Below are 12,902 nucleotides of genomic sequence, written 5' to 3'. Positions count from 1 at the left end.
GCGCGATGCGTCGACGCCCGCGTGTGCACGGCTCAGGTGTTGTCGTCGGTCCAGCCGTCGTCGTTGCTGCCGAGATCGACGCCGCCCCCGCCGTTGCCGTCGCTCCAGTTCGAGCTGTCGCCGCGGCCGAAGTCGAAGCCCGGATCGTTGTTCTCCTGGCGCCGGCGCTGGTCGTCGACGATCACGTCGCGTTCGACCACGCGTTCGCGGCCGCCGGACATCGCCTCGCCGAGCAGCACGCCCGTCAGCAGCCCGCCCATGCCGCCGCCGAAGCCACCGCCTTGCTGGACCACGACGGGCGGCTGCTGTTGCGGATACGGCTGCTGCGGGTACGGTTGCTGCTGATATGGCTGGCCTTGCATGCCGGTCATGCGATCGGCTTCCTGCGCATACACGGAGCCGCCGCCGTTCGCGGGCGCCGCGGGCTGCGCGCTCGGATCGGGGCGGCCCTCGACGCGCGCCTTCACGCTCGCATGGCGCTGTTCGAGTTCGTCGATGCGATACGGCGGCACCGGGTTCTTGCCGTTCGACAGCGTCTCGACGAGCGTGCGTGCATCGGTCTCGATGCCTTCGAGTTCGCCGGTGAGCGCGGCGGCGCCCGGCGCCGTCGACAGCTTCGCGTCGAGCTTCAGCGGACGGATGTCGTTCAGCACGTCGGTCGCGCGCTTCAATTGCGTGCGGCGTTCGTCGTCGGCGCGGCTGTTGTCGGCGGAGCGCGCGCGCCGCAACGTCCAGCGCAGCACCAGCGCGATGATCGCGACGATCAGCCCGAGGCCGATCCACATGCCGGTCGACGGACCGTGTTTCTCGACCGGCGCGGCGGGCGCGAGCGACGACTGCAACGAACCGGCCTGGGTGGCCGACGGTGCGTTGCCGCCGGTGCGCGCGGCGTCGGCGCGAATGCGCGATTCGGTCTGCGCGAAACGCGACGCGTCGGTGAAGCGCAGTTGCGGATCGAGCGACTTCGCCCGCTGCAGTTGCGCGAGCGCGTCGGACGCGCGGCCTTCGCGGTCCAGCACCTGGGCGTACAGGTAGCGCGCATGCGCATTGTTCGGATGCGCGTCGATGACTTGCGACAGCTGCGTGTCGGCTTGCTGCCAGTTGCGCTGCGCGATCGATTGCTCGACCTGCTGCAGCGACGGGACCGCAAACGCGGCGGACGACAGCAGCATCAGCGAAAGGCCGAGAGCGGCGAGAGATTTCTTCATGGTCGAACCGGGCGCGAGCGCCCGTCTCCTGACGATCGGTGCGCGCCGCGGGCCCGGCGGGCCGCGGCGCGGTTGCCGTTACTGCGCGGGCGTGTCGAGCTGCTTCTTCAGCGCGGCGAGGCGGTCCTCGACCGACGGGCCCTTGTTCAGCGCGGCGAGCTTGTCGTCGAGCGCCTTGCCGCTCGACGTGTCGGCCGAATTCAGGCGGGCGTCCGAGCGCGCGTTCTGCAGCGCGACCTTGTCCTCGAGCTTCTGGAAGTCCTCGGACAGGTTCTTGCCGCCGATGCCGCCCAGCGCGCTGGCCGCGACGTCCTTCGCCTGCGCGATTTCCTGCTTGGCCTGCAGGATGTTCGAGCGCGCGTTCAGGTCGTTGCGGCGCTGACGCATGTCGGCGATCTGCCCCTTCAGCTTGTCGACCGACGGCTCGAGCGTCGTCAGTTCGGCCGCGAGCGCATCGCGCTCGGCTTCCGCGTTCGACTGCGCGGCGAGCGCCTCGCGTGCGAGCGCTTCGTCGCCGGCCTGCAGTGCGCGCTTCGCGCCGTCCTCGTACTTCTTCACCTTGTCGTCGGCCGCATCGCGCTTGCTGCGCTGGGTCGCGACTTGTGCCTCGATCTCGATCAGCGAATTCTCGGCACGGCCGATGCTGTCGTCGAGCTCCCGCACGATCTGCCGTGCGTCGCGCGACGGATCCTGTACCGAGTCGGCCGCATCGTTCAGCAGGCCTTTGATCGTGCGCGAAACAGAGTCGAAAAGCGACATGAAATCCTCCGTGGTTGAAAGGTGCCGCGTCAGCGGCAATGCCCGTCGCGAATCGGTTCCGACCCGCGTGAGCTGGCGGATATTACACCGCCGGCCCCTTAAATACGGCTTAAGTGCCGGAGTTCAAGCGCGAGGCGTGTGCGGACTTCCACCTTTCGCATCTGAAAGAAACGGCGCGGCACGCACCGGGTTGCGAGTCCATGATAGGCGGAGCATGGCGCCAATACGTTCCGCAATTCACGCTTGTGCGGGAATTTTTACAAAAAATCGCGAAGCCGATCGGTCGATTTCATTAAAATGCGCTGTCACGTCGCGGGAACGGATCGCCGCGCGGCGGGGTCTGTCGACGTGACAGTTGCCACGATGCACCCACTCTGATTCATCCGCTTGCATTTTCCGCATGCGTCCGAGGGCGCCACGCCGCCCGCCATTCCGACATGCCAATTATCAAACGACCGTCTTCTTCTTCCGATCGGAACGAACCTCACTACACGTTGCGCCGTTCGCCATCGGGAGCCTATTACCCCGATGACGACGACCGCGGCGACGACCGGCGCGCGCAGCGTCGCGGCGGCGGGGGCGGCGATCGCCGTTCGTTCGGCTCGCGCGTCGCGCTGTGGTTCGTCGGCCTGTTCGCGACGCTCGCGATCGTCGGTGCGCTGATCGTCGGCTACGCACTCGTCGTGATGGCGCCGCAGCTGCCGTCGCTCGATGCGCTGACCAACTACCAGCCGAAGGTGCCGCTGCGCGTGTTTACCGCCGATCACGTGCTGATCGGCGAGTTCGGCGAGGAGCGCCGCAGCCTCGTGCGCTTCCAGGACATTCCCGACGTGATGAAGAAGGCGGTGCTCGCGATCGAGGACTACCGCTTCTACGAGCACGGCGGCGTGGACTTCCTCGGCATCCTGCGTGCGGGCGTCGCCGACCTGATGCACGGCGGCGCGCGCCAGGGCGCGAGCACGATCACGATGCAGGTCGCGCGCAACTTCTTCCTGTCGAGCGAGAAGACGTATACGCGCAAGATCTACGAGATGCTGCTCGCGTACAAGATCGAAAAGGCCCTGACGAAGGACCAGATCCTCGAGCTGTACATGAACCAGATCTACCTGGGTCAGCGCTCGTACGGTTTCGCGGCCGCCGCGCGCGTGTATTTCGGCAAGGACCTGAAGGACATCACGCTCGCGGAAGCGGCGATGCTCGCGGGGCTGCCGAAGGCGCCGTCCGCGTATAACCCGGTCGTCAATCCGAAGCGCGCGAAGGTGCGTCAGGAGTACATCCTGAAGCGCATGCTCGAGATCGGCTACATCGCGCAGCCGCAGTACGACCAGGCGGTGAAGGAAGAGATCCACGTGCGCACGCCGGGCAACCAGTACGCGGTGCACGGCGAATACGTCGCCGAGATGGTGCGGCAGATGATGTACCAGCAATACAAGGACGAAACCTATACGCGCGGGCTGACCGTCACGACGACGATCAACTCGGCCGACCAGGAAGCGGCGTATCAGGCCGTGCGTCGCGGCATTCTCGATTACGAGCGCCGCCACGGCTATCGCGGGCCGGAAGGCTCGATCAACCTGCCGGCGGCCGGCGACGATCGCGACGAGGCGATCGACGATGCGCTCGCCGATCACCCGGACAATGGCGACCTGCAGTCGGCGGTGGTGCTGGCCGCGTCGCCGAACGCGGTCGAGGTGCAGTTCGTCGGCGGCGCGACGACGACGATCGGCCCGGCCGGGCTGCGCTTCGTGTCGGCCGCGCTGAGCCCGCGCGCGAACGCGACACTGCGGATCAAGCCGGGCTCGATCGTGCGCGTGCTGAAGGACGGCAAGACGGGCTGGCAGGTCGTGCAGCTGCCGCAGGTCGAAGGCGCGCTCGTCGCGATCGCGCCGCAGGACGGTGCGATCCGCTCGCTCGTCGGCGGCTTCGACTTCAACAAGAGCAAGTTCAACCACGTGACGCAGGCGTGGCGCCAGCCGGGTTCGTCGTTCAAGCCGTTCATCTATTCGGCGTCGCTCGACAAGGGCCTCGGACCGGCGACGATCATCAACGATGCGCCGTTGTACTTCCCGCCGAGCGTGCCGGGCGGCACCGCGTGGGAGCCGAAGGACGACGATCAGCCCGACGGCCCGATGTCGATGCGCACGGGCCTGCAGCGTTCGAAGAACCTGGTCTCGATCCGGATCCTCGCGTCGATCGGCACGCAGTACGCGCAGGAGTACGTGACGCAGCGCTTCGGCTTCGATCCGGCGAAGACGCCGCCGTACCTGCCGATGGCGCTGGGTGCCGGCCTCGTGACGCCGCTGCAGCTCGCGACCGGCTATGCGGTGTTCGCGAACGGCGGCTACAAGGTCGATCCGTACCTGATCGCCGAAGTCGACGACGCGCGCGGCCAGCCGCTGCAGAAGTCGCAGCCGGTGATCGCCGGCGGCACCGCGCCGCGCACGATCGAAGGCCGCAACGCATACGTGATGAACAGCCTGCTGCACACGGTCGCGACGGCCGGCACGGGCGCGGGCACCAACGCACTCGGCCGAAGCGACCTGCAGGGCAAGACGGGTACGACGAACGATGCGAAGGACGGCTGGTTCGCCGGCTACCAGCAGTCGCTCGTCGCCGTCGCGTGGATGGGCTTCGACCAGCCGAAGAGCCTCGGCAGCCGCGAATTCGGCGCGCAGCTCGCGCTGCCGATCTGGGTGAACTACATGCGCACCGCGCTGAACGGCGTGCCCGAGCAGCAGATGCCGATGCCGGACGGGCTGACCTCGATCGACGGCGAGCTTTACTACGCGGATCGCACGCCGGGCAACGGCTTCGTCGCGAGCGTGGACATCAACCCGGCCGCGAACGCGATCAGCGCGAACGACGCGCTCGGCTCGGCCGGCTCGGAGGGGCTCGCGCCGCCGCCCGTCACGCAGCAGGAGAAGCAGCAGATCATGGACATGTTCCAGAACAAGTAAGCGATACGCGGATGTTTCGCATGCGACGGGCGCCTTCGGGCGCCCGTTTTCTTTTGCGTGTCGCCGTGCGCCGGCCGATGAGGACGAATCAGAACGACGCGCAGGCCGGCACGAGCGTGATGCCGACGGACTCCTGCCGGAAGCGCTTGCGGTACGCTTGCCGGATCTCGGCAAGCCGCGCGTGCGTGTTGGCCGTATCGTCGGCGACGATGCGGACCACGAAACTCGCTTCGCGGATGATCCGGCCGGTGGCGCGGTCGCGCCATTGGCCGTGGGTGTCCCAGTAGGTGAAGCCGTCCGGAAAGCGCGGCGTGACGACGTCGGCGAGGAACGCCGCGCTTTCCGCATCGGTGACGGGGCCGCGTCCGGCGATATCGCGCCCGAACAGCAGGTCGGCCTGCAGCATCCGGTGCGCGTCCGGCTGCACGCAGGCCGTGGGCGTGTCGACGACGGGCGAGGGCGGCGCCGCGCAACCGGCGAGCAGCGCGATGGCGGCGGTGCCGATCGCGTGGTGCGCGCGACGCCGCCACGTCGCGGGACGGGCGTTCGAAGGCGGCATCTGCCTATTTCGCGTCCGGCGTGCTTCGCGCGCGTAAAACGCTGCGCGCTCAACCACTTGCGTGCATGTCCGGCGGGTTATCAACAGGGCTGTCAACATAAACTGGGGATAACCCGGGGTGCCGTGCACGGCGTCAGTGCTGCAGCTTCGCGTGCGCGAGATGCATGCCGAGCGTCGCGGGGTCGGTGTTCGTGCCCGACAGCAACACGCCGATCCGCTTGCCCTGCAGCGTTTCGCGCAGCGGGCCGAGCAGCGCCGCGAGCGCGGCCGCGCACGCCGGTTCGACCGCCAGCTTCAGGTGAGAAAACAGGAACAGCATCGCCGCGCGCAGCGCGTCGTCGGACACCGTGACGATGCGGTCGACGTGGCGCCGGCACAGCTGGTAGCTGTATTCCTCGGTGTGCGGCGCCATCAGCGAGTCGGCGATGGTCTGCATCGCGCTCATCTTGATCGTGTGATTCGCCGCGAAGCTGCGGCTCATCGCGTCGGCGCCTTCCGGTTCGACGCCATACACGTGCACGCGCGGATTCGCGAGCCGCAGCGCGGTCGCCATGCCGGCCGCGAGCCCGCCGCCGCCGATCGGCACGATCACCGCGTCGAGATCGGGCGTCTGCGTCGCCCATTCGTAGCCGAGCGTCGCGGTGCCGAGAATCGTGTGATAGCCGTTGAACGGATGGATGAAGAAGCGGCCTTCCTCGGCCTCGATCCGCCGCACGAGGTCGAATGCCTGCGACGCGCTGCCGGCGAGCACGACTTCCGCGCGGTACTGCTTGCACTGCGCGATGCGCGCCGGGCTCGCGGTATGGAACATCACGACCTTCGCGCTGCTGCCGAGCCGCATCGCCGCGTACGCGACGGCTGCCGCGTGATTGCCGGCCGACACGCACGTGACGCCGGCGTTCTTGCGCGCTTCGTCGAGGGCCATCAGGTGCGTGAACGCGCCGCGCGCCTTGAAGCTGCCGCTCACCTGCAGCAGCTCGAACTTGAAGTTGACGTGCGTGCCCTCGAGGGACGGCAGGTCGGCGCGCTCGAACACGGGCGTGCGCGCGACCCACGGCGACAACGCGAAATGCTGCGCGGCGATTTCGTCGAGCGTCGGAATCGGCTCGCCGTCGATCGTCGTATGGGCGGTGCCCTGTTGTTCAGTCGACATGACGTGGCGGATGGCGGGGTGGGCCGGCCCGCGCACGCAGGCCGGCGTGGCGGGGGGCAGTCAGTGTGCGTCGACCGACATGCTGCGGATGAACTTGCGCAGGAACTGCTCGCAGGCGGCGAGCTGCGCGAGTTCGACATACTCGTTCGGCTTGTGCGCCTGTTCGATGTTGCCGGGCCCGCACACGATGCTCGGGATGCCCGCGCGTTCGAACAGGCCGGCCTCGGTGCCGTATGCGACCTTGCGCTTGTCCTGGTCGGCCGTCAGCGCGCGCACGAGCTGCGTGATCGCGGCCTGTTCGGTCGCATCGAGCCCGGGTGCGGCGGCGATCTTCGAGAACTCGATCGCCGCGTTCGGATGCTCGCGACGCATCTGCGGCAGCAGCGTTTCCTGCGCATACGCTTCGATGCGCGTGAAGATCTGCTCGGGATCGAGCGTCGGCAGGTTGCGGAACTCGAAGTCGAACCGGCATTCGGCCGGCACCGTGTTGATCGCGTTGCCGCCCTGGATCGTGCTCGTCTGCGCGGTCGTGAACGGTACGTCGTACAGCTCGTCGAACGGGCCTTCGGCGCGGAAGCGCTCGGCGATGTCGCGGATGTGGCAGATGAGGCGCGCCGCGTATTCGATCGCGTTCAGGCCCTTCGGCGTCAGCGACGAGTGTGCCGCGTGGCCGCGCACGCAGCAGCGGTACGCGTTGATGCCCTTGTGCGCGATGATCGGCCGCATGCTGGTCGGCTCGCCGACGATGCAGCCGGACGGCTTCACGCCGCGCTTGACGAGATCGGCGATCAGAAGCGGTGCGCCCGCGCAGCCGATTTCCTCGTCATAGGACAGCGCGAAATGGATCGGCTTCGAGAGCTTCGTCGCCTGCATCTCCGGCAGCAGCGCGAGCGCCGCGCCGATGAAGCCCTTCATGTCGCACGTGCCGCGGCCATACAGGCGGCCGTCGCGCAGCTCCGGCGCGAACGGGTTGCTGTCCCACTGCTGGCCGTCGACCGGCACGACGTCGGTGTGCCCCGACAGCACGATGCCGCCGTCGGTCGAGCCGTCGTGCGCGGGCACGGTCGCGAACAGGTTGGCCCAGCCTTCGCGCGGATCGTGCGTGAGCGTCGACACGATGCCTTTCGCGGCCAGTGCGTCGCGCACCGTTTCGATCAGCCCGAGGTTCGGCACGCGGCTCGTCGTGTCCATCGACACCAGCCGCTCGATCCAGGGCAGGCTGACGAGCGAAGCGTCGCCTTGCGGGGCGGCGGACGGCGCGGGCGCGTCGAGTGTGGACATGGCAAAACTCCGTCTGATGAATGGGAAAATCATACTCAAAAACGCGCGCGCCCGCCTTCGCCGGCCGCGATGCGGTGCAGCATCGCGGTCGTGCGGTCAGCGTGCCGCGCTCGCCGCGTCGGCGCGCGGCGCGAGCGCGCGCAGCGTCTCCTTGATCGTCGACACGCGGATCGCGAGGTCGGGCGAGCGCGTCTCGATGCGCAGCTTGTCCTGGCCCGCGAGCTTGATGTGCCGGTGCTTCTGCACCATCTCGATGATCCGCATCGGATCGATCGGCGGGTTCGGCTCGAACTGCAGCCCGATCGCGGCCTCGCTCGCGTCGATCTTGACGATGCCGAGCGGCTTCGCGGCCAGCCGCAGCCGGTGCGTCTCGACGAGCGCGTGCGCCTGCGGCGGCAGCTTGCCGAAGCGGTCGATCAGCTCTTCCTGGATGCCGTCGATCGCGTCGCCGTGTTCGCAGTTCGCGAGACGCTTGTACAGCGACAGCCGCTCCTGCACGTCCGCGCAGTAATCGGCCGGCAGGATCGCGGGCGCGTGCAGGTTGATTTCCGTCGTCGCGGCGAGCGGGGCGGTGAGGTCGGGCTCCTTGCCGTTCTTCAGCGCCTTCACCGCGTCGTTCAGCATGTCGGTGTAAAGCTGGAAGCCGATCTCGTGGATCTCGCCCGACTGCTTGTCGCCGAGCACCTCGCCGGTGCCGCGGATCTCGAGGTCGTGCATCGCGAGATAGAAGCCCGAACCGAGTTCCTCCATCTGCTGGATCGCTTCGAGCCGGCGCTGCGCCTGCTTGGTCAGCGACTGCGGGTCGTGGACCAGCAGGTACGCATACGCCTGGTGATGCGAACGGCCGACCCGGCCGCGCAACTGGTGCAACTGCGCGAGGCCGAACTTGTCCGAGCGATGCATGATGATCGTGTTCGCGCTCGGCACGTCGATGCCGGTCTCGATGATGGTCGTGCACAGCAGCACGTTCGCGCGCTGCGCGACGAAATCGCGCATCACGCGTTCGAGTTCGCGCTCGTGCATCTGGCCGTGCGCGATCACGATGCGCGCCTCGGGCACGAGTTCCTCGAGCATCGCCTTGCGGTTTTCGATCGTTTCGACCTCGTTGTGCAGGAAGTACACCTGGCCGCCGCGCTTCAGTTCGCGCAGCATCGCCTCGCGGATCACGCTTTCTTCCTCGCGTCGCACGAAGGTCTTGATCGCGAGCCGCTTTTGCGGCGCGGTCGCGATCACCGAGAAATCGCGCAGCCCCTCGAGCGCCATGCCGAGCGTGCGCGGGATCGGCGTCGCGGTCAGCGTCAGCACGTCGACCTCCGCGCGCAGCGCCTTCAGCGCTTCCTTCTGGCGCACGCCGAAGCGGTGTTCCTCGTCGATGATGACGAGGCCGAGGCGCTTGAACTGCACGTCCGACGACAGCAGCTTGTGCGTGCCGATCACGATGTCGACGCTGCCTTCGTTGATCTGCGCGATCGCCGCGTTCACTTCCTTTGCGGTCTTGAAACGCGACAGCTCGACGATGCGCACCGGCCAGTCCGCGAAACGGTCGGCGAAGGTCTGCGTGTGCTGCTCGGCGAGCAGCGTGGTCGGCGACAGCAGCGCGACCTGCTTGCCGCCCATCACCGCGATGAACGCGGCGCGCAGCGCGACCTCGGTCTTGCCGAAGCCGACGTCGCCGCACACGAGGCGGTCCATCGGCTTGCCGCTCGTCATGTCGCCGATCACGGCCGCGATCGCCGCGGCCTGGTCGGGCGTTTCCTCGAAGCCGAAGCTTTCCGCGAACTTCACGTAGTCGCGCGGCTCGAGCGCGAACGCATGGCCTTCGCGGGCCGCGCGCCGCGCATACAGGTTCAGCAGCTCGGCGGCCGTGTCGCGGATCTGCTGCGCGGCCTTGCGCTTCGCGCGCTCCCACTGGCCCGAGCCGAGCGCGTGCAGCGGCGCGCTGTCGGGATCGGCGCCGCTGTAACGCGAGATCACGTGCAGTTGCGCGACCGGCACGTAGAGCTTGCTCTCGCCCGCGTATTCGAGATGCAGGAATTCGGTCTCGCCTTCGCCGAGATCCATCGACACGAGGCCCATGTAGCGGCCGATGCCGTGCTGCGCATGCACGACCGGATCGCCGACCTTCAGCTCCGACAGGTCGCGCACCATCGCATCGACGTTGCTCGCCTGTTCCTGTCGGCGACGCCCGGCGCGGCGGCCGAGCGCACCGTACAGCTCGGTTTCGGTGACGATCGCGTAGCCTTCGCCCGGCACCGCGAAGCCGCTCGCGAGCGGCGCGACGCCGAGCGCGAAGGGCGCGTCGCTTTCGAGCCAGCCTGCGAAGTGGTCGTTCGACGCGGGGCGCAGGTGATGCTCGGCGAGCAGTTGCAGGATCGTTTCGCGGCGGCCGGCCGATTCGACCGTCAGCAGCACGCGCTTGCCCGACGATTCGACGAACGTGCGCAGCGCGGCGAGCGGATCGTCCGCATGGCGGTCGACGGTGAGCTCGGGCAGGCCCGTCGCCCAGCCGCCCGCCGGCTGCGCGGGCAGCACGACGCGCGCGAACGGCTTCGCGAACGCGAAGAAATCCTCGTCGGACAGGAACAGGCGCTGGGGCTCGAGGATCGGCCGCTCGCGATCGTGTGCGAGGAACGCATGACGCTGCTTCGTATCGGCCGTGAAGCGTCGGATCGACGCTTCGAGGTCGCCGGTGAACACGAGGTGCGCATCCTGCGGCAGGTAGTGGAACAGCGTGGCCGTCTCGTCGAAGAAGAGGGGCAGGTAATACTCGATGCCGGCCGACGGCACGCCGTTGCCGATGTCCTTGTAGATCGGCGCGCGGCTCGGGTCGCCTTCGAAGGTTTCGCGCCAGCGGCTGCGGAAGGCCGTGCGCGCGGCTTCGTCGAACGGAAACTCGCGGCCGGGCAGGAGGCGCACGTCGCGCACCGGATAGAGGCTGCGCTGCGTATCGGGATCGAACGCACGGATCGAGTCGACCTGGTCGTCGAACAGGTCGATCCGGTACGGCAGCGGCGAGCCCATCGGGTACAGGTCGAGCAGCGAGCCGCGCACGCAGTATTCGCCGGGGCGCACGACCTGGCTCACGTGCTCGTAGCCGGCCAGCGTGAGCTGCGCCTTCAGCTTCGCCTCGTCGAGCCGCTCGCCCTGCGCGAACGCGAACGTGTACGCGGCCATGAACGATGCGGGCGGCATCCGGTACAGCGCCGTGGTCGCGGGCACCAGCAGGATGTCGCAGCGGCCCTCGCCGAGGTCGTGCAGCGTCGCGAGGCGCTCGGAGACGAGATCCTGGTGCGGCGAGAACGTGTCGTACGGCAGCGTTTCCCAGTCCGGCAGCAGGCGCACGCGCGCGTCGGGCGAGAAATAGCGGAGTTCCTGCGACAGCCGCTGCGCGTCGACCGCGTTCGCGCAGATCACCGCGAGGAGCGGGACCGCGTCGCGGTTGTCGGCGAGATAGCGGGCGATGGCGAGTGCGTCGGCGGAGCCGTGCGCGCCGTCGAAGGCGAACCGCTGGCCCGGTTTGACGCGGGCGACGGGCGAGGCGAACGGGGTGGAAGCGTTGTCTGGCATAGGGACGGCAGGGGTGGCGGGCACGGGCGCATCGCGGTGCGCCGGTCGAGACGAAAGACCTATTATAAAATCCGCTTCTCGATTTCATCTTTCCGGCGTTTCCCCTTCGTGACTCCCCGACTTTTCGCCCTGATTCCTTGCGCCGGCACGGGCAGCCGTTCCGGCTCTGCCGTGCCGAAGCAATACCGCACGCTGGCCGGCCGCGCGCTCCTGCATTACACGCTCGCCGCGTTCGACGCGTGCAGCGAATTCGCGCAGACGCTCGTCGTCCTCGCACCCGACGACACGCACTTCGACGCGCGCCGTTTCGCGGGCCTGCGTTTCGCGGTGCGCCGCTGCGGCGGCGGCTCGCGGCAGGCGTCGGTGCTCAACGGGCTGCTCGAGCTGGCCGAATTCGGCGCGACCGACCAGGACTGGGTGCTGGTGCACGACGCCGCGCGCCCGGGCATCACGCCCGAGCTGATCCGCACGCTGGTCGCGACGCTGAAGGACGACCCGGTTGGCGGCATCGTCGCGCTGCCGGTGGCCGATACGCTCAAGCGCGTGCCGGCCGGCGGCGACGCGATCGCGCGCACCGAATCGCGCGACGCGCTGTGGCAGGCGCAAACGCCGCAGATGTTCCGCATCGGCATGCTGCGCGACGCGATCCTGCGCGCGCAGCGCGAAGGGCACGACCTGACCGACGAGGCGAGCGCGATCGAATGGGCCGGCCATACGCCGCGCGTGGTGCAGGGCAGCCTGCGCAACTTCAAGGTCACGTACCCGGAAGATTTCGCGCTTGCGGAAGCGATCCTCGCGCGCTCCACGAACGCTTCCTGACTTTCACCTCATCTCAACCGGAATACGCATGGATTTCAGAATCGGACAAGGCTACGACGTGCATCAGCTCGTCCCGGGGCGCCCCCTCATCATCGGCGGCGTGACGATTCCTTACGAGCGCGGCCTGCTCGGTCATTCGGACGCGGACGTGCTGCTGCACGCGATCACCGACGCGCTGTTCGGCGCGGCGGCGCTGGGCGACATCGGCCGCCATTTCTCCGACACCGACGCGGCGTTCAAGGGCGCGGACAGCCGCGTGCTGCTGCGCGAGTGCGTCGCCCGCGTGAAGGCGGCCGGCTTCACGATCCAGAACGTCGACAGCACGGTGATCGCGCAAGCGCCGAAGCTCGCGCCGCACATCGACGGGATGCGAGCGAACATCGCGGCCGATCTCGGGCTGCCGCTCGAGCGCGTGAACGTGAAGGCGAAGACCAACGAGAAGCTCGGCTATCTCGGCCGTGGCGAGGGCATCGAGGCGCAGGCCGCCGCGTTGCTGGTGAAGCAGGGCGCGTGAGCGCCTGAAGCCGATCCGAAGCGGCGCGCGGGTCGCGCCGCCGGAATGGAAAATGCCACGCGTTTGCGTGGCATTTTCGTTTTTG

General features: G+C 68.2%; 9 protein-coding genes. 3 read left to right on the top strand and 6 right to left on the bottom strand.

Features of this window, described 5'->3' with window-relative positions; genetic code table 11:
• Positions 1-32 precede the first annotated feature (32 nt).
• Both WS46_RS32350 and WS46_RS32345 read right to left on the bottom strand, forming a co-directional pair.
• Positions 33-1,208, bottom strand: coding sequence for a tetratricopeptide repeat protein (locus WS46_RS32350; protein WP_059693500.1), 1,176 nt, complete (start codon positions 1,206-1,208; stop codon positions 33-35).
• A 78-nt stretch (positions 1,209-1,286) separates the two neighbouring features.
• Positions 1,287-1,967, bottom strand: coding sequence for a PspA/IM30 family protein (locus tag WS46_RS32345; protein WP_044843730.1), 681 nt, complete (start codon positions 1,965-1,967; stop codon positions 1,287-1,289).
• A gap of 437 nt (positions 1,968-2,404) precedes the next feature.
• Here WS46_RS32345 and WS46_RS32340 point away from each other — a divergent pair, with 437 nt between their 5' ends.
• Positions 2,405-4,924: a penicillin-binding protein 1A gene (locus WS46_RS32340; protein WP_059693498.1), complete on the top strand. Its 2,520-nt coding sequence runs from the start codon at positions 2,405-2,407 to the stop codon at positions 4,922-4,924.
• Positions 4,925-5,012: 88 nt separating this feature from the next.
• Here the strand turns inward: WS46_RS32340 and WS46_RS32335 are convergent, their stop codons facing one another.
• From WS46_RS32335 to mfd, 4 genes are all read right to left on the bottom strand, one after another.
• Positions 5,013-5,483, bottom strand: coding sequence for a DUF3574 domain-containing protein (locus WS46_RS32335; RefSeq protein WP_059693496.1), 471 nt, complete (start codon positions 5,481-5,483; stop codon positions 5,013-5,015).
• A gap of 133 nt (positions 5,484-5,616) precedes the next feature.
• Positions 5,617-6,636: a threonine/serine dehydratase gene (locus WS46_RS32330; protein WP_059529616.1), complete on the bottom strand. Its 1,020-nt coding sequence runs from the start codon at positions 6,634-6,636 to the stop codon at positions 5,617-5,619.
• Positions 6,637-6,696: 60 nt separating this feature from the next.
• Positions 6,697-7,917, bottom strand: a complete 1,221-nt coding sequence (argE, locus tag WS46_RS32325) for an acetylornithine deacetylase (protein WP_059693495.1) — start codon at positions 7,915-7,917, stop codon at positions 6,697-6,699.
• A 96-nt stretch (positions 7,918-8,013) separates the two neighbouring features.
• Positions 8,014-11,484, bottom strand: a complete 3,471-nt coding sequence (mfd, locus tag WS46_RS32320; RefSeq protein ID WP_059693493.1) for a transcription-repair coupling factor — start codon at positions 11,482-11,484, stop codon at positions 8,014-8,016.
• A 108-nt stretch (positions 11,485-11,592) separates the two neighbouring features.
• Here mfd and ispD point away from each other — a divergent pair, with 108 nt between their 5' ends.
• Both ispD and ispF read left to right on the top strand, forming a co-directional pair.
• Positions 11,593-12,303: a 2-C-methyl-D-erythritol 4-phosphate cytidylyltransferase gene (gene ispD, locus WS46_RS32315; RefSeq protein WP_059693491.1), complete on the top strand. Its 711-nt coding sequence runs from the start codon at positions 11,593-11,595 to the stop codon at positions 12,301-12,303.
• 28 nt (positions 12,304-12,331) lie between these two features.
• Positions 12,332-12,817: a 2-C-methyl-D-erythritol 2,4-cyclodiphosphate synthase gene (ispF, locus tag WS46_RS32310; RefSeq protein ID WP_057925367.1), complete on the top strand. Its 486-nt coding sequence runs from the start codon at positions 12,332-12,334 to the stop codon at positions 12,815-12,817.
• Positions 12,818-12,902 lie beyond the last annotated feature (85 nt).

The sequence above is a fragment of the Burkholderia sp. RF4-BP95 genome (assembly GCF_001521985.1).
Taxonomy (GTDB): Bacteria; Pseudomonadota; Gammaproteobacteria; order Burkholderiales; family Burkholderiaceae; genus Burkholderia; species Burkholderia diffusa.
This window is presented reverse-complemented; position numbering and strand designations above follow the sequence as displayed.